The sequence below is a fragment of the Acinetobacter sp. 778_lipA genome (genome assembly GCF_058242985.1).
The window spans coordinates 3,920,350-3,944,264 of the sequence record NZ_JBZAYT010000001.1; the positions used below are offsets into that span (position 1 = coordinate 3,920,350).

The 23,915-nt window shown below is 39.0% G+C and carries 24 protein-coding genes; 12 read left to right on the forward strand and 12 right to left on the reverse strand.

Going from position 1 to position 23,915, the window contains the following annotated elements:
- Window positions 1-47: 47 nt before the first annotated feature.
- Window positions 48-773, reverse strand: a complete 726-nt coding sequence (locus tag AC4CUY_RS18640; RefSeq protein WP_490774558.1) for a type 1 glutamine amidotransferase — start codon at window positions 771-773, stop codon at window positions 48-50.
- A gap of 180 nt (window positions 774-953) precedes the next feature.
- On the opposite strand from AC4CUY_RS18640, the gene AC4CUY_RS18645 reads away from it, so the two are divergent.
- The 6 genes from AC4CUY_RS18645 to AC4CUY_RS18670 all read left to right on the forward strand — a co-directional run bounded on the left by AC4CUY_RS18645 (window position 954) and on the right by AC4CUY_RS18670 (window position 8,092).
- Window positions 954-2,144, forward strand: a complete 1,191-nt coding sequence (locus AC4CUY_RS18645; protein WP_490774559.1) for a PLP-dependent transferase — start codon at window positions 954-956, stop codon at window positions 2,142-2,144.
- Window positions 2,145-2,425: 281 nt separating this feature from the next.
- Window positions 2,426-3,985, forward strand: a complete 1,560-nt coding sequence (locus AC4CUY_RS18650) for a helicase HerA-like domain-containing protein (protein ID WP_209827921.1) — start codon at window positions 2,426-2,428, stop codon at window positions 3,983-3,985.
- A 295-nt stretch (window positions 3,986-4,280) separates the two neighbouring features.
- Window positions 4,281-5,489 (forward strand): NO-inducible flavohemoprotein, encoded by a 1,209-nt coding sequence (hmpA, locus tag AC4CUY_RS18655; RefSeq protein WP_154129674.1) that lies wholly within the window; start codon window positions 4,281-4,283, stop codon window positions 5,487-5,489.
- A gap of 94 nt (window positions 5,490-5,583) precedes the next feature.
- On the forward strand, window positions 5,584-6,027 hold the full coding sequence (locus AC4CUY_RS18660; RefSeq protein ID WP_004725666.1) for an RrF2 family transcriptional regulator: 444 nt from the start codon (window positions 5,584-5,586) through the stop codon (window positions 6,025-6,027).
- A gap of 123 nt (window positions 6,028-6,150) precedes the next feature.
- Entirely contained in the window at window positions 6,151-7,008 is an 858-nt protein-coding gene (gene yihA, locus AC4CUY_RS18665; protein ID WP_419355547.1) for a ribosome biogenesis GTP-binding protein YihA/YsxC, read from the forward strand.
- A 136-nt stretch (window positions 7,009-7,144) separates the two neighbouring features.
- The gene (locus tag AC4CUY_RS18670) at window positions 7,145-8,092 is read left to right on the forward strand and encodes a metal-dependent hydrolase (protein ID WP_056512178.1); all 948 of its coding nucleotides are present in this window, start codon (window positions 7,145-7,147) and stop codon (window positions 8,090-8,092) included.
- 96 nt (window positions 8,093-8,188) lie between these two features.
- On the opposite strand, the gene AC4CUY_RS18675 is transcribed toward AC4CUY_RS18670, so the two are convergent.
- Window positions 8,189-9,427 carry a dicarboxylate/amino acid:cation symporter gene (locus AC4CUY_RS18675; protein ID WP_490774560.1) on the reverse strand — a complete coding sequence of 413 codons (1,239 nt, stop codon included), beginning with the start codon at window positions 9,425-9,427 and terminating at the stop codon, window positions 8,189-8,191.
- 151 nt (window positions 9,428-9,578) lie between these two features.
- Window positions 9,579-10,454 carry an acyl-CoA thioesterase gene (locus AC4CUY_RS18680; protein ID WP_004725658.1) on the reverse strand — a complete coding sequence of 292 codons (876 nt, stop codon included), beginning with the start codon at window positions 10,452-10,454 and terminating at the stop codon, window positions 9,579-9,581.
- Window positions 10,455-10,749: 295 nt separating this feature from the next.
- Here AC4CUY_RS18680 and plsB point away from each other — a divergent pair, with 295 nt between their 5' ends.
- A complete protein-coding gene (plsB, locus tag AC4CUY_RS18685; protein WP_446083704.1) occupies window positions 10,750-13,335 on the forward strand; it encodes a glycerol-3-phosphate 1-O-acyltransferase PlsB in 2,586 nt (861 codons plus the stop codon).
- A gap of 32 nt (window positions 13,336-13,367) precedes the next feature.
- Here plsB and AC4CUY_RS18690 read toward each other — a convergent pair whose 3' ends face one another.
- A complete protein-coding gene (locus AC4CUY_RS18690; protein WP_490774561.1) occupies window positions 13,368-13,817 on the reverse strand; it encodes a hypothetical protein in 450 nt (149 codons plus the stop codon).
- 158 nt (window positions 13,818-13,975) lie between these two features.
- On the reverse strand, window positions 13,976-14,761 hold the full coding sequence (locus tag AC4CUY_RS18695; RefSeq protein WP_490774562.1) for an NAD-dependent epimerase/dehydratase family protein: 786 nt from the start codon (window positions 14,759-14,761) through the stop codon (window positions 13,976-13,978).
- 59 nt (window positions 14,762-14,820) lie between these two features.
- Here AC4CUY_RS18695 and recG point away from each other — a divergent pair, with 59 nt between their 5' ends.
- The 4 genes from recG to AC4CUY_RS18715 are packed head-to-tail and all read left to right on the forward strand — an operon-like array spanning window position 14,821 to window position 17,938.
- On the forward strand, window positions 14,821-16,866 hold the full coding sequence (gene recG / locus AC4CUY_RS18700) for an ATP-dependent DNA helicase RecG (protein ID WP_490774563.1): 2,046 nt from the start codon (window positions 14,821-14,823) through the stop codon (window positions 16,864-16,866).
- A 17-nt stretch (window positions 16,867-16,883) separates the two neighbouring features.
- Window positions 16,884-17,201 (forward strand): DUF7668 domain-containing protein, encoded by a 318-nt coding sequence (locus AC4CUY_RS18705; RefSeq protein ID WP_490774564.1) that lies wholly within the window; start codon window positions 16,884-16,886, stop codon window positions 17,199-17,201.
- Window positions 17,162-17,272, forward strand: coding sequence for a DUF7668 domain-containing protein (locus AC4CUY_RS18710; protein WP_490774684.1), 111 nt, complete (start codon window positions 17,162-17,164; stop codon window positions 17,270-17,272). Before AC4CUY_RS18705 ends, AC4CUY_RS18710 begins: the two co-directional genes overlap by 40 nt.
- Before the next feature lie 36 nt (window positions 17,273-17,308).
- Window positions 17,309-17,938, forward strand: coding sequence for a ComF family protein (locus AC4CUY_RS18715; protein WP_056512164.1), 630 nt, complete (start codon window positions 17,309-17,311; stop codon window positions 17,936-17,938).
- 52 nt (window positions 17,939-17,990) lie between these two features.
- Here the strand turns inward: AC4CUY_RS18715 and AC4CUY_RS18720 are convergent, their stop codons facing one another.
- Window positions 17,991-18,389 (reverse strand): NUDIX hydrolase, encoded by a 399-nt coding sequence (locus AC4CUY_RS18720; RefSeq protein WP_446083706.1) that lies wholly within the window; start codon window positions 18,387-18,389, stop codon window positions 17,991-17,993.
- Window positions 18,390-18,466: 77 nt separating this feature from the next.
- Window positions 18,467-19,084, reverse strand: a complete 618-nt coding sequence (locus AC4CUY_RS18725; RefSeq protein ID WP_004816846.1) for an LOG family protein — start codon at window positions 19,082-19,084, stop codon at window positions 18,467-18,469.
- 158 nt (window positions 19,085-19,242) lie between these two features.
- Here AC4CUY_RS18725 and AC4CUY_RS18730 point away from each other — a divergent pair, with 158 nt between their 5' ends.
- Window positions 19,243-20,256 (forward strand): magnesium and cobalt transport protein CorA, encoded by a 1,014-nt coding sequence (locus AC4CUY_RS18730; protein WP_004725641.1) that lies wholly within the window; start codon window positions 19,243-19,245, stop codon window positions 20,254-20,256.
- Window positions 20,257-20,363: 107 nt separating this feature from the next.
- On the opposite strand, the gene AC4CUY_RS18735 is transcribed toward AC4CUY_RS18730, so the two are convergent.
- From AC4CUY_RS18735 to AC4CUY_RS18755, 5 genes are read right to left on the reverse strand one after another with little or no spacing between them, the layout of a single operon-like run.
- Window positions 20,364-20,651, reverse strand: coding sequence for a toluene tolerance protein (locus tag AC4CUY_RS18735; RefSeq protein WP_336953480.1), 288 nt, complete (start codon window positions 20,649-20,651; stop codon window positions 20,364-20,366).
- Between the two features lie 27 nt (window positions 20,652-20,678).
- A complete protein-coding gene (locus AC4CUY_RS18740; RefSeq protein WP_004725637.1) occupies window positions 20,679-21,299 on the reverse strand; it encodes an MlaC/ttg2D family ABC transporter substrate-binding protein in 621 nt (206 codons plus the stop codon).
- A gap of 21 nt (window positions 21,300-21,320) precedes the next feature.
- Window positions 21,321-21,998, reverse strand: a complete 678-nt coding sequence (gene mlaD, locus AC4CUY_RS18745) for an outer membrane lipid asymmetry maintenance protein MlaD (protein WP_244014196.1) — start codon at window positions 21,996-21,998, stop codon at window positions 21,321-21,323.
- Window positions 21,998-22,777, reverse strand: a complete 780-nt coding sequence (gene mlaE, locus AC4CUY_RS18750) for a lipid asymmetry maintenance ABC transporter permease subunit MlaE (RefSeq protein ID WP_004725633.1) — start codon at window positions 22,775-22,777, stop codon at window positions 21,998-22,000. The genes mlaD and mlaE overlap by 1 nt, the downstream gene beginning before the upstream one ends.
- Entirely contained in the window at window positions 22,774-23,592 is an 819-nt protein-coding gene (locus AC4CUY_RS18755) for an ABC transporter ATP-binding protein (protein WP_490774565.1), read from the reverse strand. Before AC4CUY_RS18755 ends, mlaE begins: the two co-directional genes overlap by 4 nt.
- Between the last annotated feature and the right edge of the window lie 323 nt (window positions 23,593-23,915).

Consider the following 23,915-nt stretch of genomic DNA (forward strand, 5'->3'; position numbering starts at 1 on the left):
TTTGAGTAATTAATTATAAATAAAGCGCTTATTATTTAAACACCAACTTAAACCCTCAAAACGTAGTCAATCGCATGATTGAGTAACTGATTACCAATCACATAGTCCATTTGTTGTGATTTTTTTAAATCCGATAATGATTGACTGTGTAGCCCACTAAACACCATATCCTCTTCTTCATGTTCAATGAAAATTTTTAAGCTATGCGGGGTGATTTCTGGATGAAACTGAAATCCCAACACATTCTTGCCTATTTGATAAAGTTGGTTGGGACATGCTGGATTCTCCGCCAAACGAATTGCACCTTTAGGAATATCAAAGGTCTCACTATGCCATTGCATGACATTGACCCGCTCAGGCAATTGGAAATAATCTTCTGGCACATGGTTGCTTTTATTGACCAAGGTCCAACCGATTTCCCGTACAGTATTACGTCGAACATTAGCACCTAGAGCATTGGCTATCAGCTGCCCACCCAAACACAAACCGATTGCAGGCTTTTCCGATGCTAAATAGCGGCGAATCCATCGTTTTTCAACCTTTAACCAAGGATAGTTAGCTTCATCATTTACACTCATTTCCCCACCCATAATGATGAGTAAATCCACATCATTGACATGCGGTAAAGCTTCTATTTCTAACTGAGAATCTATAGGTAAAGCAAAAAATTCTGTTGCAGTAATTTCTGCGCCCATTGCTTTCAAATACTCATAACAGCTTCCAAAGCCTTCACCTGCAATATGCTGAAAATAATGCACTTTAAGTTTTTTCATGTTATCACCTATTCTTGTTGTATCAATTACGCTACAAATCACAAAACATAGGCGGATAAATGCAAAAATGAAGCCAATATCAATTTTATTTATTATTTTTCACAATTTATTGCTTTTCGTCACTGAGCGATTATGTTTTGCTTACTTTAGTCCAACTATTAACAAAAATTGAGTATTCCTGTGAAACAAGAACCAGTTACTGCTTTAATTCATTCTTCTCGTAAAGCACCACAATATATAAATACAATACAGCCTCCCCTATTTCGTGCGTCAACAATTATATTTGAAAATACCGATGCACTATTTAATCGCCATTGGACAGATCGTTACGATTATAGTTATGGAACACATGGCACACCGACAACATTTACCTTAGGCGATCACATTGCTCAAATTGAAGGTGGTGAATATTGTTTACTTGCACCTAGTGGTTTATCTGCGATTAACATTGTCAATTCATGTTTTTTAAGTCATGGAGATGAAGTTTGGGTCGCAGACAATATCTATGGTCCCAACATGGAACACCTACGTCACCTTGAAAAAAGTTATGGCATTATTGTTCAAGTTTACAATCCTATTGATGTAGACTCATTCCAACCCAATGAAAATGCCAAACTGATTTGGTTAGAAGCCGCAGGTTCGGTCACACTTGAATTTCCGGATCTTGTTAATTTAGTCAAAAAAGCCAAAGCAAAGAAAATCCTGACGGCCTTGGACAATACTTGGGGAGCTGGCATAGCTTTTAATGCCTTTGATTTTAGTCATGAACATCTAAGCGTAGATATCAGTGTACATGCCTTGACCAAATACCCGAGTGGTGGGGGTGATATTTTAATGGGATCTGTGGTCACTCAAGATAAAGCTTTACATCATAAGCTGTTCCGTATGCATGCCATTCAAGGTATCGCGATTTCAGGTGATGATGCCGCACAAGTGCAACGTAGTTTGGCCTCAATGCAAATTCGTTATGAGCATCAGTCTCAAAGTGCTTTAAAGATTTTAAATTGGCTAAAAAATCAAAATGCGTTTGCTCAAATTTTACACCCTGCGGATTCTGACAATATAAGTCACACCTATTGGAACCAGACCTGTCAAACAGGACAAAGTGCTGGTCTTGTTAGTGTTATTTTTAAACCTGAGTTTGATATCAACAAAATCCGAAAGTTTTGTGATCATTTATCTTTATTTAAACTCGGTTTTAGTTGGGGTGGTCCTGTCAGCTTAGTCATGATTTATAATCTGAGTGACATGCGTCATTTAGAACGCGCACATCTAGAGCAAGGTCTATTGGTTCGTTTCTGTATTGGTTTAGAGCATCCAGACGATTTAATCCAAGATATTCAACACGCGCTTCAAGCCATTCAGGCTTAATACATAATATATGGGTCTTTGCTATATCAAATGATGGCAAGGGCTCTATACTCACCTCTAAACACGATTAAGCGCAGAGTTCATTCAGCAAAAAGTACATTTAGTTTTTACTTATTCCCTCTGCATTTCAGGAAACAATTCGCACCACCCTACATTCATATTCAACAATAAAAACAGATTTACAACATCATCATTTAATGCAATTTTGTATAACAACAATGATATAAATATTGAGTCAGATAAAAAACATCCAAACTCAAATTAAAGCTATAGGAATAACAATGGGTACACCAATCGTCATCGCAAAAAAAACTTCGGATACAACACAAGATATTGTATTACATTCACAATTTGCTAACCGTCACGGCTTAATTGCAGGAGCCACAGGGACAGGCAAAACCATTACCCTTAAAGTGCTTGCTGAAAGTTTTTCACGGATTGGTGTACCCGTATTTCTGGCTGATGCAAAAGGGGACGTTTCAAGTATAGCCAAAGCAGGTTCAACCAATCCTAAATTTGAAGAACGCATTAAAAGCTTAGGGATAGACAGTGTCCCTTTTGCTGCATCACCGACTATTTTTTGGGATTTATTTGGTGAGCAAGGACATCCGATTCGTACCACAATCTCTGAAATCGGCCCACTGTTACTTTCGCAAATGCTGAATTTAAATGACACTCAAGAAGGTGTGCTTTCAGCGGTGTTCCGTGTTGCAGATGATCAAGGCTTACTGTTAATTGATTTTAAAGATTTAAAAGCCATGCTGACCTATGTCAGTGAAAATGCTGCGGCTTTAAAAGCAGAATACGGCAATCTCTCACCAGCAAGTTTAGGTGCTATTCAACGTAATCTATTGGCCTTAGGTGATCAGGGCGGTCAACGTTTCTTTGGTGAGCCAAGCCTTGATATTATGGATTTTATCCAAACTGATGCCAATGGACATGGTTATATCAATCTATTGGCTGCGGATAAGCTGATGAACACACCAAAGCTCTATGCAACCTTTCTACTTTGGATGCTTTCAGAGTTATTTGAAAAGCTACCTGAAGTCGGTGACTTAGATAAGCCAAAATTGGTGTTCTTTTTTGATGAAGCGCATTTGCTCTTTGATAATGCCAGCCCAGCATTACAAGAAAAAATTCAACAAGTGGTCCGTCTAATTCGCTCTAAAGGTGTCGGAATTTATTTTATCTCACAAAGTCCATTAGATATCCCAGAAAATGTTTTAGGGCAGCTCGGTAACCGCGTGCAACATGCATTACGTGCCTTTACCCCTAAAGATCAAAAAGCAGTAAAAACTGCTGCCGATACCTTCCGTGCCAATCCAGAGTTTAAAGTAGATCAAGCAATTACAGAGCTAGCTGTCGGTGAAGCGCTTATTAGTTGCCTAGATGAACAAGGTACGCCTCAAGTGGTTGAACGAGCGATGGTGATGCCACCCTACTCATCATTTAGCCCAATTACTTTAGATGAACGAAAAGCATTGATGGCGCAAAGTATTGTCGCAGGTGTTTATGACAATGAAGTGGATCGTGATAGCGCTTATGAAATGCTACAACGTAAAGTTTCTGATAGCTCACAACAGCAGGTGGCTTTTGATGCTGTAGCTCAACAAGCCAAGCAATTAGAAGAGCTCACAAAGCAACAACAGACTCTCGATAAGCAACAAGCCAAAGAGCAAGAACGCTTAGAAAAAGAAGAAGCAAAAGCTGCAGCTGCGCGTGCCAAACTGACTCAAGATGTGATCGGAACTTTTGCTAAAAGTGCTGCACGAACTTTAGGCGGCCCTACAGGACAAAAACTGGTCCGCGGTTTGTTAGGTTCATTATTTGGTGGCCGTTAATTCGCTTAAACACAAATGTGAGGAGCGTTAGCGCTCCTTTTTTATTCTCTATTTTATAGCGCATGTTCTTGCTTATCTTTTCATTCGCTTATCTCGCTTAATCAAGCCATCTAAACATATCTAAAAAATCATTTAAAAAAATTTAAAAATAAGTCCAATGATTTCAATCAATAGGGCTTAAATTTAAAATAAACCATAATTATTTTATGTGTTTTTATTAAAGGTGTATTGCAAATACACTTTATAAGATATATTTTAAATACATCTTATAAATGACAGCCAAGAGAGATCAACAATGACTCCGCAGCAAATTGACCTTGTAAAAGCAACAGTTCCTGTTCTTCGCGAAAATGGTGTAGCACTTACTGGCTATTTTTATAACCGCATGCTCGGCAATAATCCTGAATTAAAAGAAACCTTTAACATGGGGCATCAACGTAGTGGTGCACAGGCTCAAGCCTTGGCTGGTGCTGTTTTAGCATATGCTGAAAATATTGAAGATCCCTCAGTACTTTTGCCTGTGGTTGAACTGATTGCCCATAAACATGTCAGTCTGAATATTCAAGCACCTGATTACAACATTGTCGGTGAAAACCTATTACATTCAATTAGTGAAGTATTAACTATTTCGATGGAAGATCCATTGATTGATGCATGGGCTGCAGCTTATGGGCAATTGGCCGATCTATTTATCAGCACTGAAAAAGCGATTTATGAGCAGCACCAACAAACTCAAGGCAGTTGGTTAGGCTGGCGTAAATTTAAAATCGCTAAAAAAGTGAATGAAAGTGAAGAAATTACCTCTTTCTATCTTGCACCAGTCGATGGTGGCGCATTACCTAAATATGAAGCGGGTCAATATATTTCAGTGCGCGTATTTGTTGAAGCATTAGGCTTAAAACAACCACGTCAATACACGCTATCGACAAGCCCACAAACAGACTATTTACGTATTTCAGTTAAACGTGAAGATGAAAAAGGTGATTTGGCAAGTGGTTGGGTATCAAATACTTTACATGGCTTAGCTGAAGGTTCAGAAATTGAAGTGTCTGCTCCAACAGGTAACTTCTACCTGATTGATAGTAGCAAACGTAATGTCTTCATTAGTGCGGGTGTAGGTTTAACCCCAATGATTGCAATGCTTAACCAATTGGTGACTTTAGACATGCCTCAACCGGCTAGCTTTATTCATGCATGTCGCAGTAGCCAAGTACATGCGATGAAACAACATATTCAAGAGCAAAAAACTAAATTCCCACGTCTCAGTACATTTACAGCTTATGAGTTCCCACATAGCGGTGATGTTATAGGTGAGGACTATGATGTGGCTGGTCGTTTAGACTTGGCAACGGTTGATACAGCACTACTCCCAGCCAATGCTGATTATTATCTTTGTGGCCCAATACCATTTATGCAACAACAACACCAAGCATTGGTTGCTCGTGGTATTAAACCTGAACAAATTCATAGTGAAGCGTTTGGTACGGGTGGTGCAGGTATCTAAATCTACATCCGTTCTTTATAAGGCTGGTCTATGATAGACTGGCCTTATTTATTTCAGGATGAGATACATCTTTACCCATAGATGAGCAGCCTACATGCAACTAAATAAATTTACCGACTATGCCCTGCGCATCTTAATGTACATCGCGCCTCCAAAAGATGTGCCTTATACGATTGCTGAAATTGCAGAAGATTTACATGTTTCAGAAAATCACTTGGTCAAAATTGTGCATTTTATGGGAAAACAAGGTTGGTTGATTACCACACGAGGTAAAGGCGGTGGTTTGCGCTTAAACCCAGATATCTTAGAATTTCGCTTAGGATATATTGTACGAATTCTCCAACGTGATGCACAAATTGTAGAGTGCAATACGCCACCTTGTGTGCTACGTCCACGCTGCGGCTTAAAGGGTATTTTAGATCAGGCCGTTGAACAGTTTTATCAAAGCCTAGATCACTATACTGTTGCCGATGTTCTCAACGCTCCACCACAACATCCAAAGATCGTAAACTCGCCTATTCCCAATCTCAATGTTTAAGTCACAAAAGCTCATCGCCCAGCATCTTAATAGCCAATATTTCAGTTAACACGATCAAAATTCGCTTGAACCTCCGACTTCCTTTATAATGCACTTTGTTTATCCGTTTATTGAAGTTGAAATATGCATCGCAGCAGTGGAAAGTCTAAAAATAGTAAGACCTCAAGCGCCCCTAAACAAAAAATCAGTTATGAAAAAAAGGCTGATCCTGCGATTTCAGAATACTCAACTTCATCTTTGAACTGGTTGCGTAAAGCTGAATTTCTAATGAGTGCGCCTAAACTGAATCTTTGTGTAGAAGATACTGGTTATGAAGTTGCCTTTGCAGGCCGTTCAAATGCAGGAAAATCAAGTGCTATCAATGCATTGACCAATCAAAAGCAATTGGCACGCGCGTCGAAAAGACCGGGCCGTACGCAAATGATTAACTTTTTTAGTTTAGGTAATCCAGATCAACGCCTTGTCGATTTGCCAGGTTATGGTTATGCGGCTGTACCTGAAGCAATGAAAATTGTATGGCAAAAAGAACTTGAGAATTATTTGATTCATCGAAAAAGTTTACAAGGTCTGGTTCTACTCATGGATATTCGCCACCCTTTACAACACTTCGATGTGATGATGTTGGAATGGGCATATTCACGTCACTTGTTTGTGCATGTGCTGTTAACTAAATCCGACAAACTCAACCGTGGCCCTGCCAGTAAAGTATTGTTAGATGTACAAGAGCAATTGAAGAAAATGAAGTTGAATTTTTCTATACAACTGTTTTCATCACTCAACAAACAAGGTCTAGAAGAACTCGCTTCGATTATGGCGGGTCGCTTAAATTACACCTTAGACAAAACTTTAGATTTTGATATTGATTCAATTCCTGAAGCCACTGAAGATGATCTGGATGATGAGTTCATTGATCAAGACCAAGAATCCGAATTCAATAGTGAAAATATTGATGGAAATGTAGATGAAAATCCACAAGCATAAATAAAAAAGTCTTGTCTAACAAAATTCATCACATATTGATACTGGAATGTCCTAAATTGCTAATAACTATTTAGGACATTTTTTTATACTTGAATAATAAAGTGTGAAATCACCAAAGAAAAATTAGGACACTGTGATGAAGTTACTCGCTAAATTAAAGAACAGTCGGATTGGATCGTCTATTCAGTACCACATCAAACCACGTAAAGTGAAATTTGAATGGCAAGATACCCCTGTCGATTGGATTCCAAATCAGCCATTTGTCAGCTACTTTATCAATGAAATTAACAATATTCTTCCAGCAGGTGAATTTTGGTTTTGCCGTTTATACAATCGTGTTTTACCCAAAATCACAGATGAAAAATTAGCTGAAGATGTTCGTGCTTTTATCCGCCAAGAAGCCATGCATGCTCAAGCACATGCTTCGGCAAATAAAGAATACTTAACTGTGCGTAATATTGATATTCAACGTAATCTTGAGATTATGGATTTCTTGTTTGGCAAATTACTTGCAGATCAACCACTCGGCTTTAAAGTACCCAAAGTCCTCGATCATCAATGGGATTTGTTCCGCCTAGGTATCGTCGCCACTGTTGAACATATGACTTGTGTCTTGGGTAAATATGCGCTTTATAATAAAAAATGGGCGGAACTGGGTGCAGATCCAAATATGCTTGATTTAGTCAAATGGCATGGTGCCGAAGAGATTGAACACCGTACAGTGGCTTTTGATCTTTATCGCCATTTGGGCGGTGGTTATATTTCTCGTTATTATCAAAGTGTTATCGTGATTGCCGCTGTATTAGGCTTATGGGTTGATGGTGCTGCACATATCATGGGGCAAGACCCACGTTATGCAGATAAAAAACCTGCTTTCTATAAGCCTTGGATTTGGCGTGAATGGGCAAGTATCGCACAATCAGATAATCGCTTAATGCCACATCCATTATGGTTGGTTTCACAGCAATTGGGCTATTTAATGCCTTGGTATGATCCAGTACATGAAGCTAAAACAGAAGATGCGATTGCTTATTTGGATCAATCCCCAGCAGCAAAACGTGCATTGCCTAGAGTTGCAGCATAATAACTATTGAATAGTGATACTGAAATCAAATAAAAAAAGCAGGATTTAGTCCTGCTTTTTTTGGTCAATCTTTTAGAACAAGATTCTAACCATACACTAAGTTGGACTTTCCATATCTTTGGTGTTTCGGTCAACAACCACACTAATCATCATATCCCCTTGTACATTCACTACAGTACGTACAGTATCGAGAATACGGTCAATTGGCAGAAGAATGGCAATTGCCTCCGCTGGCAATCCCACAGATTGTAGCACCATAATCATGGTGACCATGCCCGCACTTGGAATACCTGGTGCGCCCAATGAAGCAATCATCGCAGTCAGACAGACAATCACTTGTTGGGTAATTGATAACTCTAAACCCATTAAATTGGCAATAAAAAGCGCTGCTGCTGCTTCATAAAGTGCTGTTCCATCCATGTTCAACTGAGAACCAAAAGGAATCACAAAGCCTGCAATCTGCGGACGCACACCTAAATTTTCTTGAGTACACTTTAAACTCAAAGGCATGGTTGCAGAACTTGAACTGGTTGCAAATGCTGTAATTAATGCTGCACGCGTTCCTTTAAAAAAGGTAATCGGATCCATTTTTCCAAAGATCCATAACAACAATGGCAGAACCACGACACCATGAAATATGGTGGTTCCCGTAACAACAATAGCAAACTCGGCAAGACGGCTTAAAATAGAGATATCTTCTGTTGCAATCAGCTTTGCCATCAAAGCAAAAATACCAATCGGCGCAACTTTCATCACCCAACCCACTAACATCATCATGATGTCAAAAAACTGACGTGCCAGTTGTTTGATTGAATTAAAGCGCTCTCCACCATGTACCAGTGCCAAACCCAATAACAAAGCAAACAGCACGACTGACAAAACATTGCCGTCACTAAATGCTTTAAATGGATTGATGAGGGTATTTTGAATAAAATTGGTTAAAAACGAGCTGGGTGTCAGTGAATCTGGGCTTTTATGTTGATTCATTGCATCTTGAAACATTGCAATGTCCACACCTTGTCCTACATTGAATAGATGTGTCGAGACTAAACCGAGAATAAGTGCCAATGTCGTTGTGGTCACACAACAAGCCAATGTTATTTTCCAAACTCGACTGAGTTGACTGCCCGCTTCTAAGTTTGAAACACCCACCAAGATTGAACTAAAAATAAGTGGAACCAAAAGCATTTTTAATAAACCAATAAAAATACTACTGGCGATGCTCAAACCATAAATGCTGGCATCTAAAAATTGAGTATTGGGGAATTGATTTAATAAAAATCCAAATGCCACACCAAGAATGGCTGCAATAAAAATTTGGGTGTTTAAACTCATCTTCGCTGACTATTATAAATATTTACACGTTGAACTATGCCATTGAAGTTATTTAGAATCGAGCATTTTTTTGTCACAAGCTCTGCTAAAAAATAGAAAAGCCATCATAGATGATGGCTTATTTCTAGGATTTGAGTATCAGTATAAAGTCTTATTGGTTTTCGATTTCACGTACCCGCATCAAGCCTTCTTGCACCGTACTACAAACCAATTCGCCATTTTGCCACATGCGACCAAAATTCAGACCGCGTGAATTTGCACTGACGGTTGCATCCATATCGTACAGCATCCAATCATCTGCTTTTACTGGTTTATGGAAATAGATCGTATGATCAATACTGGCACATTGCAAACTTGGCGAGAGGTAATTGAGACCATGCGGCCGCAAAGCAGTCATCATCAAGGTATAGTCCGAATAAAACGCAACAATTGCCTGATTTAAGGAAATATCATCCGCCTGTTCTGCAGCTAATGGCTCATGCGTACGCAAATAATGAGCATAAGACGGCGCTTCAGGTTGTGGTTGAAATGGATTGGTCACATTGATCGGACGAATTTCTACCTGACGTGGACGCATAAATGCAGCGCGAATATTTTCTGGGATAAAACTAATTAAATTTTCTTTAAGCTCTTGCTCTGCTTTTAATTCATCAGGTGCAGGATATTCTGGTTCAGCAATTTGATAATTCAAGCCTTCTTCAGGTGTTGCAAATGACACCATCGCTGAAAAAATGGTACGCCCATGCTGGATTGCACGTACTTGACGACTTAAGAAGCTTTTGCCATCACGTAACCGATCAACCTCATAAATGATTGGGGCATTGATATCACCGCCATATAGGAAGTATGCATGTAAAGAATGTACGGGGCGATCAGCGGTATATGATGCTGCCCGCAGTGCTTGTCCTAAAACTTGCCCACCAAAAACACGCTTACCAACTAAATTTCGACTTTGACCACGAAAAATATGTTCTTCAAGTTTTTCAAGGGTTAAAAGCTCTACAAGCTCTTGGGTTAAAGCATTCATAAGTGACCTTTCTATATACTGAATACTGACTTTATTCCAATGGATAGAACAAAGTATCCATATTTTAGAGATTTAACTCTATTTTGCCATAAGTCCTGAGAGAAACATTAAATTTTCATAAACTGTATTGTCACTTCTCTTGTGCTGATGGATTGTTTAAAATACGTTTTTTAACGATAAAATCTGACAAGCGACCCGCAGTTTGTCAGAAAATGACATACTGTTCTGTGCTTTAATTACAGAAAATATTTTTTATCCGCTTTATTGCGTGATTCACCATTGGCTAGGAGTATTTATGTCCAAGAGTGGCTTTGGTCAAATGTATCGTCGACTTTCGAGTAAAATACTTGACCTTGTGGTAACACCACATGTTCTTGGAGAGGTTCCTACAGAAGCTCAACCTTTAGACCCTTCAACTGAAAATTCTGAGCTCATTCAGCCCACAACTCAAAAAGTTGTCTGCTATGTTCTGCAGAATTACTCACGAAGTAATGCTTTAGTTGTTGATGGTGAAACACGTCGTTTGCAGCTTCCTCCTGCACTTGACCCATTAATGATTGGCAATAGTCGCGAAAAAGCTGCGATTTTATTTTTACAACACCAAGATGAAAACAATTATTTTAATCCACCTACGCATGCTTATCCGCCGCGTTTAGTTAGACTGATTGAATCACTTGATCAAAATACTGATTTAGATATTGAATTAATCCCTGTCACAGTACTGTGGGGACGTTCACCAGATAAAGAAGACTCTTGGTTTAAACTGTTATTTACTGACACTTGGGCAACGCCAAGTAAAGTTAAACAGTTGATGAACATTGGTTTACATGGTCGACAGTCATTCCTTGAATTCCATGAAGCGCAATCACTTAGAGCATTGGTCGATCATGCGAAAATTGATCATCCAAATATTTCACCAGCCACTTATATTGTCAATCAATTAAATGACTACTTAGATCGTCAGCGTGAGGTCATTCTCGGTCCAGATTTATCTGATCGCCGTAATGTCATGCAATCACTGATTAAAGCCCCTGATGTACAGGATGCAATTCGTAAAGAAAGTATTCGCTCAAAAATCAGCATGATTGATGCTGAACATAAAGCAATTGGTTTTGTAAATGAAATTGCATCCGACTATTCTGCATCGGCTGTACGCTTTGCAGATATGGCTTTGACTCGTCTATGGACACAACTTTATGATGGTGTTGAAGTACATAACTTCAATACTGTACGCGAGTTAGTCAAAGACTATGAAGTGATTTATACGCCTTGTCACCGTAGCCATATCGATTACTTGTTGTTGTCTTATGTGATTTATAAACGTGGTTTGATGGTACCGTATATTGCTGCCGGCGATAACCTTAACATGCCATTTGTCGGTCAATTACTGCGTGGAGGCGGTGCATTCTTTATCCGTCGTTCATTCCGCGGCAATGCACTTTATACATCAGTATTTAAAGAATATTTATTTAGTATCCTGTCTAGAAACACACCTCTTGAATACTTTATTGAAGGTGGCCGTTCTCGAACTGGGCGTTTGTTACCCCCGAAAACTGGCATGCTCGCAATGACAGTACATGGTCATTTGCGCGGCCGTGCCAAACCGATTGTCTTTATCCCAACCTATGTCGGTTATGAGCGCTTGATGGAAGGCGCAACCTATGTCGGTGAAATGAATGGTAAGCCAAAAGAAGCTGAATCCATTTGGGGAATCTTGCAAACCCTGAAAAAAATTGAGCGTATTTTTGGTAAAGTGCATGTCAATTTTGGTGAACCTGTTTTCTTAGATGACTTACTCAAAGCACATGGCGCTGATCAAATCACCATTGAACATAATGATGATCCAATCCCGCAAGAAGTCTCAGATGCAGTAACCAGCTCGGCAAATGCGATTCTGGAAAATATCAACCGTGCTGTGGTGATCAACCCTGTTTCTTTATTGTCACTGATTTTATTGGCAACTCCAAAACACACACTTGATGAAGAAATCTGCATTAAACAGCTTGATACATATCGCAAGTTATTAACTGCAAATCCTTATGACAGCCGCACTCAGGTCACGCCATTATCAGGTAAAGAAATCATTGCCTATGGTATGAAACTGAAATTGATTAAACGTGTCCAGCACGTCCTTGGCGATATTATTGCCATTGAAGATAATCAAGCAATTTTACTGACTTACTTCCGCAATAACATTTTGCATGCCTTTGTTTTACCGTCGCTGGTCGCAGCATTGGTCGAACATAATGGCAAGATCAGTAAGTCTGATTTACTTAATGTGATTCGTACCCTTTATCCATTCTTAAAAGCAGAGTTGTTCTTAAAATGGAAAGATAGTGAAATCAAGGCTCAAGTGACTGAATATGTCGATGCTTTGGCTCAAGCGAATTTAATTTTTGTCGATGATGAAGATTTTATTTTCAGCCCTGCGCCAAACTCAGAAGACCATAATCAATTGGCTGTTTTAGCTGCTCCAGTACGTCAAAGTCTTGAACGTTATTACATGACGCTGGCTTTAATTACTCAACGTGGCTCTGGAAATATCTCGATTCGCCAAGTTGAAGAATTAAGTCACTTGGTTGGACAACGTTTATCTGTATTGTATGAGTTCAACTCACCTGAGTTCTTTGATAAAGCGTTATTCCAAAGTTTTATGAAAGTCTTAACTGAACAAGGCTATATCAAAACCAATGAAGACCATGCCATTGTTTTTGATGAGCAGTTTAGAAATGTTGCGCAATATGCCAATTTGGTGCTTGATGATGTAACTTTGCAAATGCTCCACCATATCACCTCATTTACAGATGAGGAGTTAAAAGAAGCTTTAGATGCTTTAGCCGCTCAACAAGCCAAGAAGCGTTTAAAACGGAAGAAGAAGTAATTTTTGTTTAATCTTCTCATATATAAGAAGAACTAGTTTAGAAGTTGAGTTAACTCAGCTTCTAAAGCAATCAAGAACTCTACTAATATTTTGTTGTTTACAGTAAAAATAATTGCTTCTGTATACCCTGCACTCTCAGCACCATAATACACCCCAGAAGGAAACTTGATCATAAACTCAATACTATCTTCATCAGGCTCATCAAAACGTTTAATATCAAAAAGCATAAACATATCATAATGATAAAAGTTTACTTCCTTAACCGTTCCATCTATCAATAGTTTAAGATTTTGAATAAATGTAATTATTACAACTGGCCACAAAGTGAGTACTTCATTTGCCGAATACTTAAAAATACGGTTTGGCGTTATTAGCTCAAAGTCTATTTGAATCAAGTTTTCACTAATTTTTTTCTCGTAAAAGTAATCAATAAATTTAATATTTAAACAAACTGTATTAGTTATGTCTTTTAGTTTAATCATAAAAATTGAAATTCTTAACTACTAAAGTTATTTCAATAAAACATTAATTTTGTTTAAAACAAAGTATTAATTTAAAGAATCTATAGTTCCAACACTCTTAAAATACAAGTAATAATTCGAAAATCTTATATTTTAAATCCAATGAATCTGATAACTATTTAATGATCGTTATTCTTCAACTCAAATCCACTCTCCCTCATTCTCTCCGCAAAAATTCTTTTACCTGTTTCCTTTTCGCTTTCCAAAACCAACTCTGGCAAATTCAACTCACATTGAATATTTAAAATTTTCTCATGCAATGGTAGCGGTTGATTATTTGTACAAATATATGATTTTTCTGGATGTTCCACGTGAAGCAAATGCACTAAGAAATGTGCAAGGTCATCTATATGGATTCGATTTGACCAATGAATATTGGGATAGCTTTGTGTGGTTTCTGCAAGTTTAACCATACGAGCAACGGATGTGCCATAAATCCCAGTTGGGCGCACAATCACACATTTAGATGGATAAGCCTGTTGCCATCGCTGCTCCATTTCCAATAACAACTGACCCTGTTGATCACTTGGAATAGGCGTTGACTCATCATCAATACGTTCACCACGGTTTTCCCCATAAACACGTGTCGATGAAACCACAATAATTCGTTTGAGTGGATGGTCTTTTAAAGCCCTCACAATCGGCTGTACCGAATCAACATAGGTTTGTTGATAATTTTCGATAGCACTTAGCGGAGAATTTCGAGATGGTGCGAGCAATACATACACCACATCGACAGGCTGAATTTGCGCTAAATCGAGTTGTTGAATGTCTTGAATCAAATGTTGTGCGAAATCATCATCTTTCGCACTTCGGCTAACTGTGGTAATTTGGTGATCTTGCTGAAATAATTGTTTGGCAACACGTTGCGATGTTTTACCATAACCAATAAATAGAATATGCATTACACGACCTATTCTTTGAAACCGATTTTCAAAATCAATCAAACTTAAGTTGAGGGGACATGGCTGCCGTCCATCAATTGCAAGGGGTTGGCAATGCCGCCGCTGCTTTACTTGAAAAACTAAATATTTTCACCACAGATGATTTGCTGTTTCATTTGCCACGTGATTATGAAGATCGTAGCACGATCATTCCCATGAACCAATTACAAGTCGGTCGTAGTTATCTCATGGAAGGCGTGGTCAGATCAATCGATATGCCACCCGGTAAACGCAAATCGATGGCGATTTTATTGCAAGATGATTTTGGCAAGGTTACCTTACGCTTTTATCATATCTATAAAGCACTCACAGATCGTGCTAAAGCGGGTAATCGTTTAAGAATCTTTGGGGAAGTTCGTGTTGGTGCTCGAGGCCTTGAACTTTACCATCCTGAGATCCAGTTAATTACTGAACATACAGTACTCCCTAAAACACAACTGACAGCAATTTACCCTGCCACAGAAGGCTTAACCCAACCCAAATTACGTGAATACGTTAAGCAAGCTTTAAACCAGCATGCCGATGCTTTACCTGAGTTATTACCTGAAAAGTTCACCAATGGTTACGCGCTTAAACAGGCACTGGAGTATATTCATCACCCTCCTGTAAATGCCAATATGCTACAACTTTCACAAGGCTCTCACCCTGCTCAACAACGTTTAATTTTTGAAGAATTGGTTGCACATCAAATCAGCCTATTAACCCGACGTGCTTATATTCAACAAATTGCAGCGCCAGCATTTTCAACCAGTAAAAAGTTTGCAAAAGCCTTATTGGCAAGCTTACCTTTTGAAATGACCAATGCACAAAAACGTGTATCAAACGAAATTGCCAAAGATTTAAAACAAAACAAACCCATGTTGCGACTGGTTCAGGGCGATGTAGGTGCAGGTAAAACATTGGTTGCAGGTGTTGCGGCTTGTCATATTTTGGAAGAAGGCTGGCAAGTGGCGCTGATGGCACCGACTGAGATTTTAGCTGAACAGCACTATATCAATTTTAAGAAATGGTTCGAGCCACTCGGTTTAAATGTGTCATGGCTTTCAGGCAAACAAAAAGGCAAGGCACGCGCTGCGGCTGAACAAACCATTAAGGATGGAACTGCCAATCTTGTGGTGGGTACGCATGCTTTATTTCAGGACAATGTTGAATTTTCCAAACTTGGTCTCGTGATTATTGATGAACAACATCGTTTCGGGGTAGATCAACGTCTAGCTTTACGTAATAAAGGCGTGGATAACACCACGCCACACCAATTGGTCATGACAGCAACACCAATCCCTCGCACACTGGCAATGTCTGCCTATGGTGACCTAGATACCTCAGTGATTGATGAATTACCCCCTGGACGTACTCCCATTCAAACAGTCACGATTCCACTTGATAGACGCGAAGAAGTGTTGAATCGTATCACCACCAACTGTGCTGAGGGTAAACAGGCGTATTGGGTCTGTACTCTGGTCGAACAATCTGAAACTCTCGATGCTCAAGCCGCAGAAGCCACCTATCAAGAGATTAAAGATCGCTTTCCACAGATTAATATTGGCTTAGTCCATGGAAAAATGAAAGCCGATGAGAAGCAACGGGTCATGCAACAATTCAAAGACAATGAATTGCAACTGCTGATTGCAACGACAGTGATTGAAGTCGGGGTCGATGTTCCAAACGCTTCCATTATGGTGATTGAAAATGCTGAACGCTTAGGCCTGTCTCAGTTGCATCAGTTACGTGGTCGTGTCGGTCGTGGTGCAACCGCAAGTTTTTGCGCCCTGCTCTATAAGCATCCCTTATCACAAAATGGCCAAGAGCGTTTACGTATCATGCGCGAAACCAATGATGGTTTTATCATTGCAGAAAAAGATTTGGAAATTCGAGGACCGGGTGAATTACTGGGGACCAAGCAAACAGGAGATTTGGGCTTCCGTGTTGCCAAGTTAGAACGAGATGATCATTTACTTAATCAAGCGCATTATGTTGCCAGTCAAGTACTAAAAGATGATCCAGAAAATGCTGAAGCTTTATTAAAACGCTGGTTACCTGAAGCGCCGAGATATGCGTATGTCTAAATAACAAGGAAGAAAAAATGATACCCGAAGTTCCTGTTCCATATGATCCAGAGTTTCAATCTCCAATTCCAACAATTTGGAGAGACACAATTATTTTGATTGTTGATTCTTTTAAAGATAAAGATTTTGCTCGTTTGAATACTATTCCGAATATTGAATTGATTGACCAAGAATATGCTTCAGAGCTTGTAGAATATATTGTGGACTATGGAGCCCATCTTATCAGTTTACCCAAAGACACTTGGAATACATCAGTATGTCTATACATGGGGAGGATGAATTCTGGAAAGCAATCATTGATCTATTTACTGCTGAGGAAGGTTGTAGTGACTTAATTCTTGATCTTCATATTTTTAAAAAACAAAATCAGTTTGAGTTTCAAATTAATGGTATCTATGTACCATAAACAAATTCTCATAAAATCAAAAGAAAAAGAAATTCTATGCTCCAATTTATCAACCAACTTCTCCATAAAAGCATACAAAGCCTTTCCCCTTGCCTCCTTTGTGGAATAGACCGACAACAACAGCATTCCCTTTGTAACACGTGTTGGAACGAACTTCCTTGGTATAAGCAGCATATAGAACGGCATCAACACCAGATTGTTTGTGCTCACCGTTACGACTTCCCAATTGATCGCATCATCCAAGTCTACAAATATGAACAGCAACTGCAATATCAGACGCTATTGGCACACAGTTTATTGAATTTAACTTTACCTAGAATTCAAGCCATCGTTCCTATGCCGATTTCTACAGCTCGTTTAAAAGAACGAGGCTACAATCAAATGCTGATTATCGCCAAAATCATGGCAAGACAATTAAATATCCCTGTATGGCAACCCGTGATTCGAGAGGCGCAACACTCACAAAAAGGTTTAAGTAGAATTGAGCGCTTAGAAAATATTGAATATCAATTTAAAATGATCAAAACAGAAAAAAGAAAATATAAAAAAGTACTGATTATTGACGATGTCGTGACCACAGGCAGCTCAATACATGCTTTAACCCTTGCTTTAGAAAACTTGGGCTGCCAGCAGATTTATAGTGTCTGTATTGCCGCAGCTCAATAAATTTTCATCATCGCTCAGCGATACAAATACTGTGAAGCAAACATAGCGAAAATTATGAATGGATTAAATTTGCTTTACACCATGGGATGACGATCTCTTTGGTCAATGGTGCTAAAAGCGTTTGCGCATCATCCAAATCAATCCATTTCATTTCAGCAATTTCTGCATTAATTTTGGGTGTTTGCTCTAGGTCAACTTGATAGAGATAACTCACCAATTGAAAGTCTGCTTCATTGGCTGCTTTTGTTTCAAAATGCCCAATAAACTGAGTAATCTCTGCTTGAACACTAATTTCTTCTAAAATCTCACGCAACATGGTCTGCTCAGGTGGTTCATTGGGCTCAAGCTTTCCACCAACCTGCATAAAAAATTGTGTATTTTGCTTTCTCACCAAGAGCAATTGATTTTTATCATTCAAAATCACAGCTGCCGCGACAGTAATTACATTCATAAGATTTAAAAATAGAATAAAAACACAATATATTGTGACAGCAATAAATTTAAAAACAATATATTGTGTTTTAGTTTTTAACCAAATGTACGATCTGCTTGATCTAATTTAACCAATTCTTCACGTTCTTTTACGCCCCATTTTGGTTCTGGCGCTTGATAGTGACTAAACTGGGTTAGAATTTCTTCGATCGAGGCAGAATCAATCAACTGATCTGTAAAACGCGCTTTAGAAAAACCTTTGTCTGTCGTGAGTTGAATAAATTTTAATAAATCATCATAAAAACCTTCAACATTTAAAAATGCACAAGGTTTTAAATGAATTCCCAATTGTGCCCACGTCCATTGCTCAAAAATTTCTTCAATGGTTCCTGCACCACCAGGCAATGCAATAAAGCCATCAGAAAGCTCAGACATTTTTGTTTTACGTTCATGCATATTTTTAACAATATACAGCTCGGTCAAATCTGGATGTGCCAATTCACGATCCACCAATCCCTGAGGGATCACACCAATCACTTTGCCTCCTGCTGCCAAAGCGCTGTCAGCAACAATACCCATTAACCCTGAACGGCCACCACCATAGACCAAAGTTTTCCCTTGCTTGGCGATTGTTTCACCAGTCAGCTCCGCAACATCAGCGAAAATTTGATCCGTACCTAATGATGAACCACAAAAAATAGCAATAGAATTCATAAATTTAACCTAACTTTAATTTTGTCATGCTAAAAATGCAGACGGCCAATCAAGATTTTTTTTACAAAACAGCAATGTAATGAGTGTTTTTCCTAAAATCCTTGTCTAAAATACACACATCAAATTGACACCACACTGCGCAAGGGAGAAAAGACATAATGCTTGAAGCCTTTTACGCCACTGAGCGCGGTAGCTTAGAAGATGCAACAATTAATGGTGGATTCGACCTACACCCTGAATTGGTATGGGTTGACCTCATTGCACCTTCACAAGAAGAACAAGAATGGGTTTTAGATGCTTACCAGCAAAATCTACCAACTCTTAAATCTTTAGAAGACATTTCATCCTCTGCACGATTCTACCGTGATGATGATGGGATTCTACATATCAGTACTTATTTTTTAACAAAAAATAAAAATTACCAAGTTGAAGGCGATCCCGAAGATACTTCAAACATGCTTGCCAATGTGCAAACGGTTGCGTTCATTTTGCATAAAGACCGCTTATTTACCTTACGTGGTGAAAAGTTGGTTGCCTTTCGTGCCTTTCGCGCACGCGCACGCCGTAATGACTATGAAATTGAATACAAAGATCCGACATGGATTCTTTTAGGCTTATTGGAAGCAAAGCTAGATGAGCTTGCGGATATCTTAGAAGATATCCACAAAGACTTAGAGTTATATTCCACAGAAGTCCTAAACGTACGTCATCGTGAAATGATTTTAGACTTAGATGACATGATTACCCGCTTAGCACAAAAGGAAGATATGCTTGGAAAAGCGCAACTTTGTCTGATTGACTTACGTCGTGTCTTGACCTTTCTGTCCCGTCCTCGTGCCTTGGGGAGTCATATCTATGATGCAGATATTCGAGAGTTGAGTGAGGATGTCCGCTCACTTGTCGAACACGATGCGTTCTTGTTCCAAAAAGTACGATTCTTGCTTGATACCACCTCTGGATTTATTAACACTGAACAGAACGATACCATTCGTCGCTTCTCCATCTTACCCAGTATGCTTGCGCCACCGATGTTGATTGCCAGTATTTATGGGATGAACACTGAAATTCTGCCATTTGCCCATGGCCACTGGAGCTTTTATGTGGTGATTACCATCTTAATTGCTTTCTTTGTAGGGCCTTTGGCTTACTTTAGATGGAAGAAATGGATTTAAATACTCCACTCCTTCTGTTGGATTGTGTTGAGATTTACAATCGTTCAAAATCCATTAGTCAATAAAAAAGCACCCTTAGGTGCTTTTTTACATCAATCTTGCATATGCTAAATTAATTTCAAGTCATCTTGCAAATGGCAAGCTTGAATAATTTTCATCATCTTTTCAGGCACTGCTTTAAACTGCAGCCCCTGAAGATTTGATGTTTGACGTAACCACTGCACAAACACAGATAAAGCAAGGGTACTGCCATGTTCAAGCTGTGATAGATTCACAGTTATTGGAAAATTTTTCTCATTTTGAATCGCTCTCAAACCATTTAAATAATAGCTTTCAGCATTCTCGTAAGCAATTTTACCGCTAACATATAATTCCTGATTTTTAAATTCAATCACTCGCTTGCACCTATCTATGTTATGAGCTTACTTCTTAACAGCAGCGTCTGCATCAGGCTTGAATGTTGCAATTGCTTTATCAATATTGCCACCGTTGCGTTGCACGTTCGCAGCAAATTGGTTACGGAATTGCAAACCTAGATCGATACCAGACACATTCAAATTACGTACTTTCCATTGGCTACCTGCATCAGACAATTGGAAAGATACAGGGATCTTTTCGCCATTGTTATTGAAGTCTAAAGTAACGACAGGAAACTTGCTGTTGGTTGCCTTATACGGACGCATTGAATACGATTGATTTGAATACTTTGCAAATGCGCTACCATAATTCTCAATCAAAGTATTACGGAAGTTTTGTTCAAATTGCGCACGTTGAGCAGGAGTACTGCTATTTGCATAAGTTCCCATCACAATACGTGTAAACGCTTGACCATCGACATAAGGATCAAGGTTTTGGCGAACAATCGCTTTAACAGTAGCAGGGTTTTGCAATTTACCTTGATCTGCTTTTAAGCGTGAAATCAGGCCATCAGCAACACGTTTAACAAATGCTGGTGGTGCTTCTGCTGGAGCAGCTTGAGCGGCAGTCGCCACCATAGTTGCTAAAATAGTTGCAGTAAAAGTTTGTTTTAACAGCATGTTCATTTTCAATAACTCCTCTAATGCCTATTCAACAAATGAAGTTTGAGCATCAGTTGTTTCAGTGGATGCAGATGCATCTTTAGCTTCCGATGCGCCAGTTGATGATTTTCCTGCACCACCCGTAATAAATTTAGTAATCAAATCCTCTAGATCCATCGTACCTTGGGTGTTTTCAATGCTTTCACCACGTTTAATGTAGTTAATGCCACCACCTGGTACGATTTTCAAATATTTTTCGCCTAAAAGACCATTGGTTGCGACCATTATGTAAGCATCTTCATCAATATTTGTGATGGATTTCATGTTACCTAACAGTTGCGTTTCCATTTCTTTTTGTTTCTCAGGTGTCGCAGCCTGATAGTCAGCACTGTAATGTAAATCGCCTAGCGCATTTTCTTTTACTTTTTTCAACTGTTCTGCATTGAATGTTGTCAATGAACCATCTAAATCGAATTTAACTGTTGCATGACGTGTCACAGGATCAAGTGTAATTGCGTCAACTTGTCCAATTTTAACACCACTCATGGTCACTTTGGCACGCGGTTTTAAACCATTCACATTGTCGAATGTTGCAGTCATTTCATAACTATCTTTTAAGTTTGTACCCACCAAGCCACTCACTTTCATAGCTAAAAAGAACAGAGCGAGACCAAAAATGATGACAAAAATACCGACGGTCAGCTCACTAGCACGTGATTTCATTAAACACCTCCGAACATGACCGCAGTCAACACGAAATCAAAACCTAAAACACATAACGATGAATACACAACAGTACGTGTCGTAGATGTTGCGATACCTTCAGATGTTGGTTCACAAGCATAACCTTGATACACCGCAATCCAAGTACAAATTAAAGCGAATACTAAACTTTTTATGATGGTCCCGTTAAACACATCTTTCATAAACTGAGTACTACTCAGAATACCACTCCAGTACGAGCCTTCGTCTGCGCCGAGAAAATCAACTCCAACCATTTTGCCGCCCATAATACCAATCGCAGCAAAGATCACAGATAGCATCGGTAAACTGACAATACCCGCCCATAAACGTGGAGAAATCACGCGCTTTAACGGATCAACACCGATCATTTCCATACTGGATAATTGTTCAGTCGCCTTCATTAAGCCAATTTCTGCGGTCAAAGCAGAACCTGCACGACCAGCAAAAAGTAAGGCAGCCACAACAGGCGCAAGTTCACGCAACAAGGTTAAAGCCACAGCCGCACCCAACATTGCTTCACTACCAAAAGTGACCAAGATGTTATACATCTGCAAACCGAGTACTGCACCGATGAACAGACCAGATACAGCAATGATCAATAAAGACAGTACGCCTACTCGATACATCTGATAAATGAAAAGTTTTACACCAAGTATTGTTGGCAAAGAGAATAAAATGCGCAACAACATGAGCATTGCAACACCAATGCCCTGAACACGTTCTAGAACGCGTCTACCCAATAAGGCAATAGCATTCATGAACTAACCTCATTACTTAAATAGGCTTGATGACTAAATTGATAATCAACAGGACCTTCAACTGAACCTGTTAAAAATTGCTGTACAAATGGAGAAGCGTGTCGTTGCAATTGCTCAGGTGTCCCCTCGCCTTGCACCTTACCTTCAGCCACAACATAAATATAGTCAGCAATTGATAATGTTTCATCAACATCATGTGAAACAATAATTGTTGTTAGATCTAAAGCATCACGTAATGATCGAATTAATCGGGTCAAAACCCCCATCACAATCGGATCTTGCCCAGCAAAGGGTTCATCATACATAATCAAGTCTGGGTCAAGCGCAATCGCACGAGCAAGCGCCACGCGTCGATTCATCCCGCCAGAAAGTTCTGCGGGCATTAACTTTTCAGCACCACGCAAACCAACCGACTCTAATTTTAGTGCCACCAACTCAGCAATTAAATTTTCTGGTAATTTTGTATGTGCGCGAATTGGAAAAGCAACATTTTCATAGACGGTCATGTCGGTAAATAACGCACCACTCTGAAATAACATCCCCATACGCGCACGTGCAGCAAAAAGCTCATTACGTGACATCGAAGCAATGTTTTTCCCATCAAGTCGTACTTCACCAGCATCTGGGCTAAGCTGACCACCAATGAGCCGTAACAGGGTTGTTTTACCCGTTCCAGATGGTCCCATGATTGCGGTAATTTGCCCACGACGAATCTGCAAACTCACATTATCGTAGATAACGCGTTCACCTCGGTTAAAACTTAAATTTTTGACTTCAATTAAAGCTTCAGCTTCGGAATGACTGTGTTTATTCATAGCTGAACTTTTTCCTGCATTTATCAGCCCACATACTATACTCTTAAATATCTATATGTTTTGTAATTAAAAGATAATAAAAAATCATAAAGAATATTCATCTTTATAAATAAGGTTACTTGGTCTATTTTTAGTTTTTTACTTTTAAATTTTATTTAATGAGCAAATAGATTATCTAAAAAGCAGGCTATAAAAAAAGTACCCAACATTTGAGATTAATAAAAGTGAGAACATGTATAACATAATTACCTCAAAGAAATCACCAACTTTATTAGATTCAATTTTTCATAAGTTAAGTCTAACTGTTTTATTAAATAAATTGA

Bases quoted from the DNA above. Each gene is read 5' to 3' on its own strand.
- AC4CUY_RS18640 (WP_490774558.1), bottom strand. From the start codon at position 773: ATGAAAAAACTTAAAGTGCATTATTTTCAGCATATTGCAGGTGAAGGC.
- AC4CUY_RS18650 (WP_209827921.1), top strand. From the start codon at position 2,426: ATGGGTACACCAATCGTCATCGCAAAAAAAACTTCGGATACAACACAA.
- hmpA (WP_154129674.1), top strand. From the start codon at position 4,281: ATGACTCCGCAGCAAATTGACCTTGTAAAAGCAACAGTTCCTGTTCTT.
- AC4CUY_RS18660 (WP_004725666.1), top strand. From the start codon at position 5,584: ATGCAACTAAATAAATTTACCGACTATGCCCTGCGCATCTTAATGTAC.
- yihA (WP_419355547.1), top strand. From the start codon at position 6,151: ATGCATCGCAGCAGTGGAAAGTCTAAAAATAGTAAGACCTCAAGCGCC.
- AC4CUY_RS18670 (WP_056512178.1), top strand. From the start codon at position 7,145: ATGAAGTTACTCGCTAAATTAAAGAACAGTCGGATTGGATCGTCTATT.
- AC4CUY_RS18675 (WP_490774560.1), bottom strand. From the start codon at position 9,427: ATGAGTTTAAACACCCAAATTTTTATTGCAGCCATTCTTGGTGTGGCA.
- AC4CUY_RS18680 (WP_004725658.1), bottom strand. From the start codon at position 10,454: ATGAATGCTTTAACCCAAGAGCTTGTAGAGCTTTTAACCCTTGAAAAA.
- plsB (WP_446083704.1), top strand. From the start codon at position 10,750: ATGTCCAAGAGTGGCTTTGGTCAAATGTATCGTCGACTTTCGAGTAAA.
- AC4CUY_RS18690 (WP_490774561.1), bottom strand. From the start codon at position 13,817: ATGATTAAACTAAAAGACATAACTAATACAGTTTGTTTAAATATTAAA.
- AC4CUY_RS18695 (WP_490774562.1), bottom strand. From the start codon at position 14,761: ATGCATATTCTATTTATTGGTTATGGTAAAACATCGCAACGTGTTGCC.
- recG (WP_490774563.1), top strand. From the start codon at position 14,821: ATGGCTGCCGTCCATCAATTGCAAGGGGTTGGCAATGCCGCCGCTGCT.
- AC4CUY_RS18705 (WP_490774564.1), top strand. From the start codon at position 16,884: ATGATACCCGAAGTTCCTGTTCCATATGATCCAGAGTTTCAATCTCCA.
- AC4CUY_RS18715 (WP_056512164.1), top strand. From the start codon at position 17,309: ATGCTCCAATTTATCAACCAACTTCTCCATAAAAGCATACAAAGCCTT.
- AC4CUY_RS18720 (WP_446083706.1), bottom strand. From the start codon at position 18,389: ATGAATGTAATTACTGTCGCGGCAGCTGTGATTTTGAATGATAAAAAT.
- AC4CUY_RS18725 (WP_004816846.1), bottom strand. From the start codon at position 19,084: ATGAATTCTATTGCTATTTTTTGTGGTTCATCATTAGGTACGGATCAA.
- AC4CUY_RS18730 (WP_004725641.1), top strand. From the start codon at position 19,243: ATGCTTGAAGCCTTTTACGCCACTGAGCGCGGTAGCTTAGAAGATGCA.
- AC4CUY_RS18740 (WP_004725637.1), bottom strand. From the start codon at position 21,299: ATGAACATGCTGTTAAAACAAACTTTTACTGCAACTATTTTAGCAACT.
- mlaD (WP_244014196.1), bottom strand. From the start codon at position 21,998: ATGAAATCACGTGCTAGTGAGCTGACCGTCGGTATTTTTGTCATCATT.
- mlaE (WP_004725633.1), bottom strand. From the start codon at position 22,777: ATGAATGCTATTGCCTTATTGGGTAGACGCGTTCTAGAACGTGTTCAG.
- AC4CUY_RS18755 (WP_490774565.1), bottom strand. From the start codon at position 23,592: ATGAATAAACACAGTCATTCCGAAGCTGAAGCTTTAATTGAAGTCAAA.